This is a genomic window from Halorubrum sp. DM2, from assembly GCF_901686465.1.
GTDB lineage: Archaea > Halobacteriota > Halobacteria > Halobacteriales > Haloferacaceae > Halorubrum.
The window spans coordinates 2263020-2278842 of the sequence record NZ_LR594487.1 but is presented as its reverse complement, the minus strand read 5'-3'; the positions used below and the strand labels follow the sequence as shown (position 1 = coordinate 2278842).

Annotated in this window: 17 protein-coding genes; 5 read left to right on the top strand and 12 right to left on the bottom strand. The window is 67.8% G+C overall.

Annotated features, from left to right (window positions below):
- Positions 1 to 5: 5 nt before the first annotated feature.
- Positions 6 to 482, bottom strand: a complete 477-nt coding sequence (locus QOL69_RS11515; RefSeq protein WP_283403273.1) for a DUF7518 family protein — start codon at positions 480 to 482, stop codon at positions 6 to 8.
- A 158-nt stretch (positions 483 to 640) separates the two neighbouring features.
- Between QOL69_RS11515 and QOL69_RS11510 the strand changes: the two genes are divergently transcribed.
- The 3 genes from QOL69_RS11510 to ftsZ all read left to right on the top strand — a co-directional run bounded on the left by QOL69_RS11510 (position 641) and on the right by ftsZ (position 2890).
- Positions 641 to 1249, top strand: a complete 609-nt coding sequence (locus QOL69_RS11510) for a double zinc ribbon domain-containing protein (protein ID WP_283403272.1) — start codon at positions 641 to 643, stop codon at positions 1247 to 1249.
- A 215-nt stretch (positions 1250 to 1464) separates the two neighbouring features.
- Positions 1465 to 1644, top strand: coding sequence for a transcriptional regulator CdrS (locus tag QOL69_RS11505; protein WP_048076990.1), 180 nt, complete (start codon positions 1465 to 1467; stop codon positions 1642 to 1644).
- Positions 1645 to 1648: 4 nt separating this feature from the next.
- On the top strand, positions 1649 to 2890 hold the full coding sequence (gene ftsZ / locus QOL69_RS11500) for a cell division protein FtsZ (protein ID WP_283403271.1): 1242 nt from the start codon (positions 1649 to 1651) through the stop codon (positions 2888 to 2890).
- A gap of 73 nt (positions 2891 to 2963) precedes the next feature.
- Here ftsZ and QOL69_RS11495 read toward each other — a convergent pair whose 3' ends face one another.
- Positions 2964 to 3974 (bottom strand): tRNA 2-thiolation protein NcsA, encoded by a 1011-nt coding sequence (locus QOL69_RS11495; RefSeq protein WP_283403270.1) that lies wholly within the window; start codon positions 3972 to 3974, stop codon positions 2964 to 2966.
- Positions 3975 to 4547: 573 nt separating this feature from the next.
- Here QOL69_RS11495 and QOL69_RS11490 point away from each other — a divergent pair.
- Positions 4548 to 5066: a DUF4442 domain-containing protein gene (locus QOL69_RS11490; protein WP_283403269.1), complete on the top strand. Its 519-nt coding sequence runs from the start codon at positions 4548 to 4550 to the stop codon at positions 5064 to 5066.
- A 20-nt stretch (positions 5067 to 5086) separates the two neighbouring features.
- Here the strand turns inward: QOL69_RS11490 and QOL69_RS11485 are convergent, their stop codons facing one another.
- Genes QOL69_RS11485 through QOL69_RS11475 form a run of 3 tightly spaced genes read right to left on the bottom strand, consistent with a single transcriptional unit; the run spans position 5087 to position 7694 of the window.
- Entirely contained in the window at positions 5087 to 6040 is a 954-nt protein-coding gene (locus QOL69_RS11485) for an alpha/beta fold hydrolase (RefSeq protein ID WP_283403268.1), read from the bottom strand.
- Between the two features lie 46 nt (positions 6041 to 6086).
- Entirely contained in the window at positions 6087 to 7274 is a 1188-nt protein-coding gene (gene meaB, locus QOL69_RS11480; protein ID WP_283403267.1) for a methylmalonyl Co-A mutase-associated GTPase MeaB, read from the bottom strand.
- Positions 7275 to 7694, bottom strand: coding sequence for a cobalamin B12-binding domain-containing protein (locus tag QOL69_RS11475; RefSeq protein WP_048076987.1), 420 nt, complete (start codon positions 7692 to 7694; stop codon positions 7275 to 7277).
- A gap of 141 nt (positions 7695 to 7835) precedes the next feature.
- Between QOL69_RS11475 and QOL69_RS11470 the strand changes: the two genes are divergently transcribed.
- Positions 7836 to 8771, top strand: coding sequence for a VOC family protein (locus QOL69_RS11470; RefSeq protein WP_283403266.1), 936 nt, complete (start codon positions 7836 to 7838; stop codon positions 8769 to 8771).
- Positions 8772 to 8816: 45 nt separating this feature from the next.
- On the opposite strand, the gene QOL69_RS11465 is transcribed toward QOL69_RS11470, so the two are convergent.
- From QOL69_RS11465 to QOL69_RS11435, 7 genes are all read right to left on the bottom strand, one after another.
- Positions 8817 to 9869 (bottom strand): sodium:calcium antiporter, encoded by a 1053-nt coding sequence (locus QOL69_RS11465; RefSeq protein WP_283403265.1) that lies wholly within the window; start codon positions 9867 to 9869, stop codon positions 8817 to 8819.
- 49 nt (positions 9870 to 9918) lie between these two features.
- Positions 9919 to 10380 carry an arsenate-mycothiol transferase ArsC gene (locus QOL69_RS11460; protein ID WP_048076985.1) on the bottom strand — a complete coding sequence of 154 codons (462 nt, stop codon included), beginning with the start codon at positions 10378 to 10380 and terminating at the stop codon, positions 9919 to 9921.
- A 52-nt stretch (positions 10381 to 10432) separates the two neighbouring features.
- The gene (phoU, locus tag QOL69_RS11455) at positions 10433 to 11149 is read right to left on the bottom strand and encodes a phosphate signaling complex protein PhoU (RefSeq protein ID WP_283403264.1); all 717 of its coding nucleotides are present in this window, start codon (positions 11147 to 11149) and stop codon (positions 10433 to 10435) included.
- Positions 11150 to 11986, bottom strand: coding sequence for a phosphate ABC transporter ATP-binding protein PstB (pstB, locus tag QOL69_RS11450; protein ID WP_048076984.1), 837 nt, complete (start codon positions 11984 to 11986; stop codon positions 11150 to 11152).
- A 3-nt stretch (positions 11987 to 11989) separates the two neighbouring features.
- Positions 11990 to 13612: a phosphate ABC transporter permease PstA gene (pstA, locus tag QOL69_RS11445; protein ID WP_283403263.1), complete on the bottom strand. Its 1623-nt coding sequence runs from the start codon at positions 13610 to 13612 to the stop codon at positions 11990 to 11992.
- Between the two features lies 1 nt (position 13613).
- Positions 13614 to 14549, bottom strand: a complete 936-nt coding sequence (pstC, locus tag QOL69_RS11440) for a phosphate ABC transporter permease subunit PstC (RefSeq protein WP_048076983.1) — start codon at positions 14547 to 14549, stop codon at positions 13614 to 13616.
- A 70-nt stretch (positions 14550 to 14619) separates the two neighbouring features.
- Positions 14620 to 15645: a PstS family phosphate ABC transporter substrate-binding protein gene (locus QOL69_RS11435; protein WP_283403262.1), complete on the bottom strand. Its 1026-nt coding sequence runs from the start codon at positions 15643 to 15645 to the stop codon at positions 14620 to 14622.
- Positions 15646 to 15823 lie beyond the last annotated feature (178 nt).

Here is a 15823-nt window from a genome sequence, read left to right as displayed (position 1 = left end):
ACCGCTTACGCGACGATGATGTCGTCGCCCTCGCTCGACTCGCCGTCGTCGTCGCCGTCGGCCGCTTCGCCCTCCTCGGCGCGCGACTCCGCGTCGGGCGTCGTCGCCGACTGTTCGGGCACGATGACGTCGTCCCCGTCGCCCGCGTCGTCGGACGCCGTCGCGTCGGCCTCGGGCGCGCCGTCGGACGACTCCTCGACGGACTCGAAGACGTCGACGTGGTCGTCGGAGTGCGTCGTCCGCTCGCCGCCGGACACCTGCTCGGTCGCGTCGTCGTCGGCCGCCGGCTCGGCGGCGGCCTCCTCCGTGCCGCTCTCGGAGCCGGCTTCCGCGCCGGCCGCGTCCGCCTCGACCGCGACCGAGCGCTCGTCTTCCAGCTGTCGGACGCGCTCTTTCATCTCGACGAGCTCTTCGGTGAGTCCGTTGACCGCCGCCTGTAGCTCCGCGACCTGCCGTTCGAGATCCTCGACGCGGTTACTCATTATACACACGCATGCTCGCGCGACGCGTATAAATCTGCGTCAGACACATGTGTGACCAAATCACACGATTCGGCGGCGTTCCGCCGAACGTTTCGGCGTTGTGAAACATGTCAGACGACGGGGGAAGATACTTGTACTGACCACGAATACGCTCGGGTATGAGCAAGATCACCTTCCGGGCGGACGACGGACTCGTCGACCGGCTGGAAGCGTGTGACGCCTCGAAGAGCGAGGTGATGCGGGAGGCGCTCCGGACGTACCTCGACGGCGAGGAGGAGACGGCGTCCGACGGGTCAGACGCGTCGGCCGGCGGCGTCGACGACGCCCTCGCGGACCGCGTCGACGAACTGATCGCGGAACGGCTCGACGCCGCGCTCGACGAACGCCTCGGGCCGCCGGGCGGTGCCGCGGTGCCGAGGCCGGCTCCGGGAAACGCCGGCGACATCAACGTAAACATCACGCTCGATGCGCCGAACGCCGGACCAGACGAGGACGAAGAGGCCGTTAGTGTGACGCGTGAGACGGCCGACGACGCGGAACCGAGCGCGCGTAAGACGAGCGAGAGCCCGGGCGCGAAACCGCGCGAAAACGTCTGCGGCGGGTGCGGCGAGAACGTGCCGTCGGATCACGTGTACTGCCCGAACTGCGGGGAAAAACAGTCACACAGGGCGTTCTGCGAGTGCGGCGACGAGCTCCGGACGGACTGGGCGTTTTGCCCCGGCTGCGGTCGGCGAACCCCGGCCGCGGACGTGTTGAACGATCGGTGACCGTCCACGGATCCTGTCATACGCCACGGGCCGCGCGTTTCGCCGAGTGTCTTACACTCGCCGGTAGTTTTATATGTTTAGCATTAATTGGTTGAGCCGCGTAAGACGGTCGTCTTACAGGCGGCGTCCGGCGTGGGTCGGTATCCCGCGTCCGGGCGGTCCCGCGCTGTAAGACACACGCGTCGCGTGTCCGCCGTCTTACCGGGGGAATACCAATGGAGCGTGTGACACTACGAATCCCGAAACAGCAGATCGACGAGGTCGAACAGATGGTCGAGACGGGCGAGTTCCCGAACCGGAGCGAAGCGATCCGGTCGGCCGTCCGCGAGATGTTGAACGAACAGGACGGCGAGCGCGACGAGCGCGGCCGCAACCGCAACTGGGCGAAGGTGTAAACAGATGCAAGATCTCGTTCAGGACGCCCTCGACAACGCGGAAGCGGAGAAGCGCGACATGGACGTCGACATGGAGGACGACGAGTTCGGGGACCCCCGAATCGTCATCGTCGGTGCCGGCGGTGCCGGTAACAACACGGTCAACCGACTGTACAACATCGGCGTCGACGGCGCTGAGACCGTCGCGATCAACACCGACAAACAGCACCTCAAGATGATCGAGGCCGACACCAAGATCCTCGTGGGCAAGTCGCTCACGCAGGGGCTCGGTGCCGGCGGCGACCCCAAGATGGGCGAGCGCGCGACCGAGATGGCCCAAGGGACGATCAAGGAGGTACTCGGCGACGCCGACCTCGTCTTCGTCACCGCCGGGATGGGCGGCGGCACGGGCACCGGCGCGGCCCCGGTCATCTCGAAGATCGCCAAAGAGCAGGGAGCCATCGTCGTCGGGATGGTCTCGACCCCGTTCAACGTCGAGCGCGCCCGCACGGTGAAAGCCGAAGAGGGCCTAGAGACCTTGCGTAACGAGGCCGACTCGATCATCGTCCTCGACAACAACCGCCTGCTCGATTACGTCCCGAACCTGCCGATCGGGAAGGCGTTCTCCGTGATGGACCAGATCATCGCGGAGACGGTCAAGGGGATCTCGGAGACGATCACCCAGCCGAGCCTCATCAACCTCGACTACGCGGACATGTCGACGATCATGAATCAAGGCGGCGTCGCCGTGATGCTCGTCGGCGAGACCCAAGACAAGAACAAGACCCAAGAGGTGGTCAACGACGCGATGAACCACCCGCTCTTGGACGTCGACTACCGCGGTGCCTCCGGCGGGCTCGTCCACATCACGGGCGGCCCGGACCTCACCCTGAAGGAGGCCGAGGGGATCGCGAACAACATCACCGAGCGGCTGGAGGCGAGCGCCAACGTGATCTGGGGCGCTCGCATCCAGGAAGAGTACAAGGGCAAGGTGCGCGTCATGGCGATCATGACGGGCGTCCAGAGCGCGCAGGTGCTCGGCCCCTCGACCCAGAAGCAGGCCGACAAGTCGCGCGCCGCGGTCAACGGCGACGACATCGACGACCTCGGCGACTCGCGTTCGCGCGCGGCCGAAGCGAACGAGGCCGCGGGCGGCGGCAACAGAGGCGAGCCGGCGGTCTCCGGCGGCACCGACCGCAACGCGTGGGAGTCCGACGGCGGCAACGAGCCGGTCGAGAAGAACAACGGGCTCGACGTCATTCGCTGAGCCATCCCCCGTTTTCCGGAGAACCGACGGCCGAACGCCGTTTCGACGCGGTCCGCTGACGAACGTTTTTCGGCTAAACCGCCTCGATCGACTCCAGTAGCCGGCACTTCCGACAGACGTCCCGACTGGTCTGTGAGCCGCAGCGCTCGCACTCGCGGAGGGCGGGCGAGTCCGGTACGTCGGCGTCACCGGCGTCGTCCGCGTCGCCGCCCTCGCCGCTCCCGCGGTACGCCTCGGCAGCGAGCGCGGACAGCTCCTCGTAGCCGGCCATGATCGAGTGGCGCGCGCCGGGGTGGTTCTCCTCTAAGGCGTGGATCGTCGACTGGATCTCGCCGCGGTACGCCTCCTCGGCGTGGGGGCACTCGGCCATGTGAGTCGGCAGGTCGCGGACGTGACAGTATAAGGCGATCTCCTTTTCCGGCACGTCGCGGAGCGGTTTCGCGCGCGGGACGAACGCGTCGGTCTCGGCGCGCTCGTCGAAGGGACCGAGCGAGGCGTCGAAGTGTTTCGCGACCTGTCGCACGTCGCCTTCGAGGAAGTTCATCAGCGCGGTCTGGGCCTCGTCGTCGAGGTTGTGGCCGGTGAGCAGCTTGTCGGCGTCGAACTCGGCGGCGTACTGTTCGAGGAGGTCCCGGCGGAACACGCCGCAGTACGCGCAGGCCGCCATGTTCTCGGGGTCCTTCTCGACGACGTCGTCCATCTGGACGCCGAACTCCTCCTCGTAGGAGACGAGTTCGTGCCGCATCGAGAGGTCGTCGGCCAACTCCACGCAGGCGTCGACGCTCTCGTCGCGGTACCCCTCGATCCCCTCGTGGATGGTTAAGGCGAGCATCTCCACGCGGGGGTCTCTCCCGAACACGTCGTCTAATATCTGCGTCAGGGCGACGCTGTCTTTCCCGCCGGAGAGCCCGATCACCCAGCGGTCGGGGTCGTCGGGGGTCGCGTCCGGATCGAGCAGCCCGTCCTCGCGGACCCGACGCTTCACGCGCTTCTCGACCGATTCCCGGAGGTGGTGGCCACAGAGGTGCGCCCCGGAGTAGGCGGCGTGGTGGATCGCGTCGGCTCCGCACTTGTCGCACTCCATCGATGTCGGGTTGCGGTCGCGCGGGGATACCCGTTTCGGGCCGAGACGAATACGTGGGAACAGCAGTTGGGAGTGGCGAATCCGATACCGGCGTAAACGCTATTGAACTTCCGTTTAGCCGGTGATACGTGACTTCGTCTCCGAACACAACCGCCGAAGTCCCAGCAGCTCGGTGATACGTAGTCACTAACGTGAACACAACCGCCGAAGCCCCAGCCGCGAGGACTCGATGCGCTCGCTGCGGTCCTCACTCGGTCGCTATCGCTCCCTCGTTGTGGTCCTTGCGTCGCGCGTCTTCGTCCTCGCGGCTGCCCCTTCGATTCCCGCCCCGCACCGTTCCGCACCGCCCCGCACCACACAGCACCGCCCTCACACCTCCCCAACCTCGTCGGTCACCTCCGCTTCGCTCCGGTGACCGACTCCCTCGCGCGACGCTGCTTCGCGGTCGCCTGTGGCGACCGCTCGCAGGCGCGCGCCATCGAGACTGCGTAGAGAGATGTAAGACATCGACAACCCCGGGCGCGTTGTCGCCGGTTCCGACACCGGTTTGTCGCCGGCCCGCCGCGGATCGCCGTGAGCGATTCCCCGATCGGAGTCGACCGCGACCCCGACCCCCGGCCGCTGCGCGACGATCCGCCGGCGGAGAGCCGTCGGAGTCGGCTCTGGCGGCACGGGTTCAACCTCCTGCCCGCGTACCGCGGCACAGGTGCGCGCGTCGACCACATCGCGGCCGACTGGCGCTACGTCCGAATCCGGCTGCCGCTGAACTGGCGCACCCGGAACGCGGTCGGAACGATCTTCGGCGGCAGCGTCTACGGCGCGATCGACCCCGTGTACATGATGATGCTCCGGCGAGTCCTCGGCGACGGGTTCACCGTGTGGGACAAGTCGGCCGCGCTGGAGTTCATCGAACCCGGGCGCGACACGCTGTACGCCGAGTTCGAGCTACCGAGATCCGAGACCGAGGCGATCCGCGAGACGCTCGACCCCGGCGAGTCGACCGACCGCGAGTACCTCGTCTCGCTCGTCGATGAGAGCGGGACGGTCCACGCGGCCTGCGAGAAGACGCTGTACGTGCGCCGCGACGGCTGACGCGACCGGTCGAGCGTGTCTTACGCCACCGCGCCCGCCGCGAGCGCCTCCTCGACGGTCTCGACGAAGCGCTTGGGGTGTTCGACGTGCGGGAGCAGCCGCGCCCGGTCGAAGACGACGAGCCGCGCGTCGGCCGCGTCGGCGAGTTCGCGCCCGTCAGTGAGCGGGCTCACGGTCGCCTCGCGGCCCCAGACGATGGTCGGGGGGACGTCCAGGTCCGCGAGCGCGGCGGCGAGGTCGATCTCGCTGTTCAGGCTCCCGGAGACGAACGAGGCGGGCGCGAACCGCGCGTTCTCGACGTGGGTCGTGCGCCACTCGTAGTCGGTCCACTCCGCGCTCGGGTTCGCGGGGTCGTCGTAGCCGTGGTCGGCGTTGAAATAGCGGATCGACGGCTTCGACGAGATGACGTTGAACAGCGCCTGCCCGACGAGGGGGGCACGGAGCAGCTCGCGGAGCCACCCCTTCGCCGGACTCGGTCCCGCGGTCGCGGTCGGACAGACGGCGACGAACCCGCGCAGGTCGACGTCGCCCGCCGCGTCGCCGCCGTCGACGGCCGCGACCGCGTACGCCGCCGACAGCGAGGAGGCGACGACGGCCGGCTCGTCGAACTCGGCGAGGAAGTCGTGGACGAAGTCCTCGTACAGGGCGGCGGAGTACCGGAGCGGCGGCCGATCGGAGCGGCCGTACCCCGGGAAGTCGGGCGCGACGACGTGGTAGTCGGCGGCCAACTCGTCGAACACCGCGCGCCACTCGCCGGAGGAGCCGGCGGCGTTGATCCCGTGGAGCAGGACGAGGTCCGGGTCGTCCGGGTCGCCCGCCTCCGTGTACGCCACGTCCATCCCGCGCCAGCGGAAGACGCCGTCGTCGCCGTCGAGCGGAGACTCCAGTTCGCCCTCGTACCGGAGACCGGTGTTGAGCGCGGCGAGCGCGCCGACGCCGAGGACGGCGCTGCCGAGGAGGTTCCTGAGCTTCATAGAAAACTGTTGGTTCGCTGGCGACTTATACCCGTGGGACGACGCGTCAGTCGTCGCGCTCCCAGTCGCCTGCCTCCTCGACGCAGTCGGCGATCGGTCCCACGATCGCCTCGGCGACCGCGTACGGGTCCGTCTCGCGGTCGCGGACGCGCTCGGCGAGGCGGTCGATCCCGCCCCGACGCTCGATCTCGGCGGTCGCGAGCGCCCCCACGTCCGCGCGCACGAGCGTGCGGATCTCCTCGGCGTACCGCCGCCGCTCGGTCGCCGCGATCTCGCCGGACTCCCGCAGGTACGCCGCGTGCGCGTCGAACGCCTCGATCAGCGCCGCGACGCCCTCGCCGGTGTTCGCGACGGTCTCTAAGACATCCGGCGTCCACGACTCGTCTGCGCCCGGACCGTGGTCGTCTGAGTCCGGACCGCGGCCGTCGGAGTCCGAACCGCCCGCGCGACCGGCGTCGCGGTGGCCCGCCGCGGAGCCGCCCGCGCCCGTCGAGGCCATCGAGGCCGCGCCGTGGTGGCCGGCGTCGCGGCCGGTCGTTCCACCCTCGCGGCGGTGGACCATCTCCTCTAACTCGGCGACGGTCCGCTGTGCGCCGTCCATGTCGGCCTTGTTGACGACGAACACGTCACCGATCTCCAAGATGCCCGCCTTCAGCGTCTGGACGTCGTCGCCGGAGCCGGGCTGGACCAGCACCGCGACGGTGTCGGCCGTGCGGACCACGTCGACCTCGTTTTGCCCCGCCCCGACGGTCTCTAAGATCACCACGTCCTTCCCGAAGGCGTCGAGCGCCTTCACGGCGTCCGCGGTCGCGGTCGAGAGGCCGCCGAGCTGGCCGCGCGCGCTCATCGACCGGAAGAACACGTCCATGTCGCCGACGTTCGACCCCATCCGGATCCGGTCGCCGAGGACGGCCCCGCCGGTGTACGGCGACGAGGGGTCGACCGCGATCACGCCCACCGTCTCGTCGCGGTCGCGGTAGGCGGCCGCGAGCTTGTCGACCAGCGTCGACTTCCCCGCCCCCGGCGAGCCGGTGATCCCGACGACGTCCGCGCCGCCGGTGTGTTCGTGGAGCGCGGAGACGATCGCGCGGTACCCGGGTGTGTGGTTCTCGATCTTCGTTATTACCCGGGCGAGCGCGCGGTGACTCCCGTCGAGCAGGTCGTCGACGAGCGCCGCGTCGGCCGCCGAGAGCGTCGGTGCGTCCCCGGGTTCGGGTGCGTCCGACCGGTCCATCTACGCGCGCTCCGGGACGTTGTTTCGGATGAACTCGATCGTCTCCTCCATCGGCGTCCCGGGCCCGAACACCTCTGCGACGCCGAGTTCCTTCAGCTTCGTCTCGTCCTCGTCCGGGATGATCCCGCCGACTAAGACGAGGGTGTCGTCGAACGCGTCGTACTCTTTGAGCCCCTCGATGACTTTCGGGACGAGCGTGTTGTGCGCGCCGGAGAGAATCGAGATGCCGAGCACGTCGACGTCCTCTTGTACCGCCGCCTGAACGATGTCGTCCGGCGCGCGGTGGAGCCCGGAGTAGACGACCTCGAAGCCGGCGTCGCGGAACGCCCGCGCGATCACGTGTGCGCCCCGGTCGTGGCCGTCGAGCCCGACCTTCGCGACCAGACACCGGACGGCTCGTTCCTGCTGTTCGGCGCTCATGCCCCACTCTGGGTCGCGTGTCCGCTTGATTCTAACGGACGATTGGGAGGGTTCGGGCGCTCGGACGGGGGTCGCCGCGGCCCTTCCGCAGCCGACGCCGCGACCGACGCGTTGAACGCGCGGGCGACCGTAACGGGTCCAATGACCGATCGTGCCGAGCGCGACGACGCCGACCGACTCCCCGCGGGGACGCGCATCGGCCGCGCGGCGCTCCGGGTCGCCGACCTCGACGAGACGACCGCGTTCTACCGGGACGTGGTTGGTCTCGCGGTTCTCGACCGCGCGGCCGAGCGCGCGACGCTCGGAGTCGACGGGACGCCCCTGCTCGTCGTCGAGCGCGACGCCGACCGCCCGGCGCGGAGCCGGACCGACGCCGGGCTCTTCCACACCGCGTTCCGAGTCCCGTCCCGGGCGGCGCTCGGCGAGGCGCTGGGCCGGGTCCGGGAGCGGTGGCGGCTCGACGGTGGCTCGGATCACCTCGTCAGCGAGGCGCTGTACCTCGACGACCCCGAGGGCAACGGCGTGGAGATATACCGCGACCGGCCGCGGGAGGAGTGGCCGGTCGACGAGAGCGGCGCGGTGCGGATGGCGACCGAGCCGCTCGACGTCGAGGGGGTCGCCGCGGCGGCGGCCGAGGAAACGGAGGCGGAGGAGGCCGCGGCCGGCGAAACGGAAGCGGGCGAGACCGCCTCCACTGACCTCGTCGACCGCGCTCCGGCCGACACCGACGTCGGCCACGTCCACCTCGAAGTGACCTCGCTGTCGGCGTTCGAGGCGGTCTACGTCGACGGCCTCGGCTTCGAGGTCGGGATGACCGGCCCGGACGTGCGGTTCGTCGCGGCCGGCGGCTACCACCACCACCTCGGCGCGAACACGTGGCGAGGGCGGACGACGTCGGCGGCCGGACGCGGTCTCGCGTGGTTCGAGGTAGTCGTGCCCGACGAGGCCGCGCTGGACGCGGTGCGCGTCCGGCTCGACGCGGTCGCGGCCGAGCGCGAGGTCGCCGTCGACGAGCGCGACGACGGGATCGCCGTCACCGACGGCGACGGGATCGAGGTTCGCGTTCGGACGGAGTGATCGCTTGCCACGGAGGAGTCCGGTCCCGGGCGGCGAGCGCGCCCGTCACCCGACGATCGTCCGGAGCGTCGATTCGGTCAGCAGCGTGGTGACCCCGAGCGCCTCGGTCGTCATCCAGCCGAGGAAGGCGAAGTACATCGCGAGGAAGACGTACCCCTCCTCGGTGGTGATCTCGAACTCCGTCGCGGCCATCACCACCACGGCGAGGGTGGTGTAAAACAGGAACAGGAGGAGCGGCACGGAGGTGAGGAAGCCGATCGAGACGCCGCCGGCGAGGATGACGCCGATCGGCAGCGCAGCGACGAGGTTGAACGTGTTCGTCCCGAAGACGTTGGCGACCGCCGCCCGTTTGTCGCCGGCTTTGCCCATCTTCACGCCGACGAGCAGGTCGGGGAACGAACTCATCGCCGACAGCAACGTCACGGAGACGAGGAACGACGGCGCGTCAAGCGCCTCGGAGATCTGCACCGTCATGGTGACCATCGACTCGACGCCGACGAGCACGACGACTAGCCCGGCCGCGAACAGCCCGACCTGTTTCGGGAGGTTCGCCGATTCGGTCCGCTTCAGGTCCGATGCGCCGCTCTTGCCGCCGGCGAGGAGGATGACGTACACGCCGTACAACACCAGCAGACCGACGCCCATCTGGGGGGTGATCCGCGCGATCTCCCGCCCGTCGGTCCCGAGGACGCCGAGCGCGATCACGCCGAAGAGGGCGAGGACGGCGACCATGTAGAAGATGGCGTCGCGGTAGACGATCCCCTGCGTCGTCGTCGTGTCGCCGCTCGTGATGGAGACGGCGGCCGGGATGACCAAGATGTTGAACACCGCCGTCCCGATGAGCGCGCCAGCGCCGACGCCGAAGTCACCGAGGACGAGCACCGAGATGATGATGATCGCGAGTTCGGGGAACGACGTCGCGGCCGCGACGATGAGCCCCCCCTGAACGGCCTGCGAGACGCCGAAGTGGTCGCTGATCTTCGAGGTCGTCGACTCGATAACGTTCGCGCCCTTCCACGTCAGCAGGAACCCGATCGCGCCCAACACGATCCAAACGACGAGCGACTGGTCACCGATGAGTTCCTGTAGTACGGTCACGCCTCACTACAGTGTACGGAGTCGATTATGACTTCCGGAGGCGGGCGTCCTACTCGCCGTCGAACTCGCCGAACCGCTCGTCGAAGACGGCGATCACACGCCGTTCGATCTCGTCGCGGATCTCGCGGACCGCCTCGATCGGCTGCTCGCCCGGGTCGTCGAGCGCCCAGTCGTCGGTGTCGACGGTCTCTAAGTCGAGCGTCGAACAGCCCATCGTGGCGACGAAGTCCGACTCGGCGAGCGCCGCGTCGGAGATCGCTTGCGGCGTCCGGCCGTTCGCGTCGAGACCGACTTCCGCGAGCGCCTCGACGACGACCTCGTGGACGGACTCGGCGGGGTCAGTACCGCCGGTCCGGATCTCGACGCGGTCGCCGAGCCCGCGTCGGTCGCGCTCGCGTTCGGCGAACGCCGTCGCCATCTGGCTGCGCCCGGCATTGCGGACGCACATGAACGTGAGGATGGTCGTCTCGTCGGTCGCCGTTTCGTCGTCCGCGGTGTCAGTGGATGTCATGTGTTGTGTGTCGTGTTCCGTCGTGAACCGCCCGCCGCGGGGCGGACCGCCCTCAGTAGATCAGTTCGTCGTCGTTTTCGACCATGTACAGGGTCCGCGCCGCGATGTTGACCGCGTGGTCGGCGATCCGTTCGAGGTCGCGCACGGCGAGCAGCGCCTGTGACACCTCGTCGAGCGAGGCTTCGAGCGCCTCGTCGTCGGTCGCGCCGTCGTCCGTGTCGCCGTCGGCGTCTCGCGCCTCGCTGCGGGCACGGTCGGCCTCCAGCAGCTCGCGGACGACGGCCTCGCTCGCGCGGCGGCACCGCTCGTCGAAGTCGTCGTCGCGGGCGGCGATGTCGCGGCAGGCGGCCGAGTCCCGCGCCGCGTAGGCGGCGACCGCGTCCGCCACCATCTCGCGGGCCGCCTCGCCGAGTCGCCGCACGTCCACCGCCGGGTGGACGCCGCCCTCGGGACCGCCGTAGTCCGCGAGGTTCGTCGCGAGGTCGGCGACGCGTTCGAGGTCCGTGATGATCTTGAAGGAGGCGGCGACGAGCCGCAGATCGCCGGCCACAGGCTGCTGGAGGGCCAGTAGCTCCGTACACTCGTCCTCCAAGGCGAGGTACGTCTCGTTCACCTCGTGGTCTCCCTCGATCACCGAGCGGGCGAGGTCGTCGTCGCCCGACACCGCCGCCGCGACCGCGTCGTCGAGGCGGTCGCAGACGGTCTCGCCCATCTCGACCACGCCGTCCCGGAGGTCGTCGAGCCGCTCCTGGTAGTTTTCTCTGGGCATCTATCCGAACTTCCCCGTGATGTAGTCCTCGACGCGCTGCTCTTCGGGGTCCTCGAATATCTTCGCGGTGTCGTCGTACTCGACCAACTCGCCGCCGGTGAGGAAGACGGCCGTCCGGTCGGAGATGCGCGCCGCCTGCTGCATGTTGTGCGTGACGATGATCACCGTGTACTCCTCGGCGAGGTCGTCGATCAGGTCCTCGATCTTCGAGGCCGCGACCGGATCGAGCGCCGAGGTCGGCTCGTCCATCAGGATGACTTCCGGGTCCGGGGCGATGGCGCGGGCGATACAGAGCCGCTGTTGCTGGCCGCCCGACAGGTCAAGCCCCGAGGAGCCGAGTTGGTCTTTCACCTCGTCCCACAGCGCGGCGCGCCTGAGCGACTCCTCGACGCGCTCGTCGACATCGCCCTCGTATCCCTGAATTTTCAGGCCGTACGCGACGTTCTCGCGGATCGACTTCGGGAACGGGTTCGGCTTCTGGAACACGATTCCGATCTTTCGGCGCAGGGCGACGGGGTCGACGTCGTCGTCGTAGACGTTCTTGCCGTTGAACTCCACGTCGCCCTCGACGCGACAGACATCGATCATGTCGTTCATCCGGTTGATACATCGGAGGAACGTCGACTTACCGCAGCCCGAGGGGCCGATCAGCGCGGTCACGTCGTGTTCGTTTATCGCCATCGAGACACCGTTCAGGGCCTGTTCTTCGCCGTAGTAGACATCGAGATTTCGTGCCTCGATGACCGTCTCTTCGGCGTCGAGGGGGGCCTTTCCGCGATCCTCGTCGCCGGTCTCTATCGTCGTCTGTATCTTCGGGGAAGTGTCTGATTCGCTCATTTGTTAGTGCTCACGTCCGTACTTGTTCCGGATAACGATTGCCGTCGCGTTCATCAGTAACATTAGTATCAGCAACACCACCGCTGCCGCCGGGACGACTCCGTGTCGGAACTCCGGCTTCGCGTTCGCCGACGCGGCGAATATCTGTAGCGGGAGCGCCGTCGCGCTGGAGAACAGCCCGCTCGGCGGGCTGTACGTCGTCGTCGCGACCGCGATGATGACGAGCGGCGCGGTCTCGCCGATCGCCCGCGCCAGCGCGAGGATCGTCCCGGTGAGGGTACCGGGGATCGCCTCGGGTAAGACGACCTCACGGAGCGTCTGCCACCGGCTTGCCCCCATGCCGTACGACCCCTGCCGGAGGTCGTCGGGGACGGAGCGCAGCGCCTCCTGTGTCGAGACGATGACGATGGGGAGGATGAGCAGTCCGAGCGTTCCGGACGCGGTGACGACGATACCGGTTCCGAAGTCGAGCGTCCGCCGGAACAACGCGAGTCCGAGGAGCCCGTACACGACTGACGGAACGCCGGCCAGATTCGAGATGTTGATCTCTAGGAGCGTCGCGAGCCGGCCGCGGAGCCCGGTGTCCGGCGCGTACTCCTCCAAGTAGATGGCCGCGCCGATCCCGACCGGGAACGCGAGGACCGCCATGAAGCCGACGATGATGATCGATCCGACGATCTGCGGGTAGACGCCCGCGTTGCTCGCGGTCAAGCCGTCCCACGACTGTAAGAGTAGGTTCGGCGTGAGGAACGTGTCCGGGTTCCGGATCCCGAACTGCTCGACGAGCGCGGCACCGACCAGCGTGCCGCCGAGGAGGACGAACGGTCCCGCGACGCCGACGCGTCCCTCCGGGTCCGTCCGGATCGACCGCCAGAGGACGTAGCCGGTGGGGACGGCGAACATCGAGTAGAGGACAACCAAGAGCGACGCGTTGGTCCCGGTGGCGATCGACGCGACGGCGACCGCGAGGCCGCCGGCGGCGACGATCCCCCCAGCGAGGGCACCGGAACGGCGACCGCGACGGGACGCGGTCAACGTCCCGACAAGGAACGCCGCTGGGACAGTGACCAGGCCGACGTACATGATCCACTCCGCGGCGACGCCGATCGGGCCACGGACGAAGTCGTACAGCAGCGCCGCGACGGCGATACCGACGGTGATCGACGCGGGGATCGCCGGGCCGGTGTACCTCCGGTCGCCCGTCGTCCGGTCGTACCCGACGACGAGCGCCGGCAGAAGCGACGCGAAGAATGCGTAGATGAACACGTCGTACGGGCTGAGCGAGTCGACGACGACGTAGACGACGAAGCTCAACAGGAGCCCGCCGAACACCGCCGCGAACGCCTTGGCGTTCGTCTCCCGAACCGCCGGTCTCCGGCGGGCGTACAGCGTGAACGCAGCCGTCGGCCCAACGAGCGTACCGAGGTAGACGAGGAACCACGCGGGCGACGCGGTTTGCGGCTGGAACGCGTCGCTCGAGATCTGTACGAACAACGCGAGCAATGCGAGGATGCCGACGAGCGTCGCCGCGACGAGCGCGACCTCGAAGAGCTGTCCCTTCAGCTGCTGGAGTCGGAGCGCGGTGCTTCGTCCGAGTTGGTCGCTTGTGCTCTCTTCGGTTGCCATATCAGTACTCCTCCCTGAACCGCCGTCTGACCAGTTCTGCGAGGACGTTCATCGTCAGCGTGATCGCGAAAAGCGTCATGCCGAGCGCGAACATCGCCTCGTAGGTGGGGCCGCTGCCGAGCGAGTCCGCGTTGGCGATCTGGACCATCGCCGCCGTGATGGTCTGTCCCGACTCCGCGAGGTTCCGGAAGACGTCCGGGAAGTACGGCATCTGCGGGCTCATGCCCATCGCCATCGTGACGGCCATCGTCTCGCCGATCGCCCGCGAAATCGCGAGCACGTACGACGCGACGATCCCGGAGGTCGCCGACGGGACGACGATCTTCGTCGAGACGTCGAACTTCGTCGACCCGAGCCCGTAGCCGCCCTGTCGGAGGCTGTCCGGGACCGCGCTCAGCGCGTCCTCGCTGATGGAGGAGACCATCGGAATGATCATGATCCCGACGACGATGCTCGCCGAGAGCACGTTGAACGTGCGGAGTGACGGGAAGATCCCCTTGAAGAACGGCGTGATGTACACGAGCGCCATGTAGCCGTAGATGACGGTTGGCACGCCGGCGAGGATCTCCAGAGCCGGTTTCAGTATCGAGCGGGCTCTATCGCTCGCGTATTCGCTGAGATAGATCGCCGCCGCCAGACCGATCGGCAGCGCGATCAGCGCCGAGAAGACGGTGACGAGAAGCGTCCCACTGATCAGCGGGAGCACGCCGTAGTTCCGGGCGATGACGGGACTCCAGCTCGTTCCGGTGAAGTACGCGACCGGCGAGATCTGCGACCAGAACGAGAACGCGCGTCCCGACAGTGCCAGGATGATTCCGACGGTCACGGCGATCGTCAGGACGGCGCACGCCGCGATCAAACGGCCATAGAACCGCTCCTTGCGGACGACGAATCCGCTGCGCTGGAGCGACTTCGCCTCGTTCGATTCGCTACTCATGATGGCCCATGAATTTGGTCAGGACAACGTCCCTATTGATTATTGCGTTAGTAGAGCGGGATCGGCCCTACTATCGCGTCGAGATCGGTTCGAACTCGTATTCGCCGGCAATCGCCGCTTCGAGGTTCTCGAGGTTGGCGTCGACCATGTCCTGACTGCTCGGGACGTAGCCGATATCCTGCGCGATGTAGTCCTCCGCGGCCTCGTTGATGTAGTACTCGAGGAACTCCTGGAGGTGGTTCTTCTCCTGGATCTTGCCCATGTGACCGTAGAAGAACAGGGGGCGGGCGAGCGGGTAGTTCCCGCTCTGTGCGCCTTCAAGGCTCGGTTCGACCGGGTCGCTGCCGCCCTCGCTGAGGCTGAGCGCCTTGACCGAGTCGGGGTTGTTCGTGTAGTACGCGAAGGGGAGATACCCGAACGCGTACTGGTTGCCCTGGACGCCCTGCGCGATCAGGTCGTCCTCCTCGGTCCCCTCGAAGTCCTCGCGGATGTCCTGATCCGCCTCGGTCTCTCCGATCACCGCCTCGATGAAATAGTCGTACGTCCCCGACGTGCTCGCCGGGCCGTAGAGGTCGAACGGCTCGTCGGGCCAATCCGGGTTGACGTCGCTCCACAGTTCGGGGGCGGTGTCCGGCGACCAGATGGTGCGGAGGTCCTCCAGCGAGATCTCGTCGATGAAGTCGGCCTCGTTGTTGACGACGACGGTCAGTGCGTCCTGCGCGACGAAGAACTCGACCGGTTCGATGTCGTTGTCGCGGCAGCGCTGAATTTCCTCGTCCTGGATCGGTCGGCTCGAGTTGTTGAGGTCGCTGTCGCCGGGGATGAACACGTTCTCGAACCCGCCGCCGCTGCCGTCGCGAGTGAGGTTGAAGCTCACGTCGGGGTTCTGTTCGGCGAACGAGCGGGTAACCTCCTGAGCGACCGGGTAGACGGTACTACTCCCGGAGATCCGGATGTCTCCGGAGAGGTTTCCGGAGTCGTCGCCATCGCCTCCGGAGGTACAGCCCGCGAGCCCGAGCGCCCCCGCGCCGGCGAGCGCCGCGAGCGATTTCCGCCGCGTGATTCCCGCTGTGTCCGCGTCGTGGCTGGAAGCCATCACCTGAATTCAGACGAGTTCCGGTTAAGTAGTATGCTATGAGGACTACGGGGTAGCGCGTACAACATGGTACGGCTACGTTTGGGTCCGTACTCTATATAGTGGTATATAACGTCATGGCGTGCGATCGGCAGGCCGCGTACACCGGTGTCGCGTCGCGTCGAATCCGGCCGCGAAC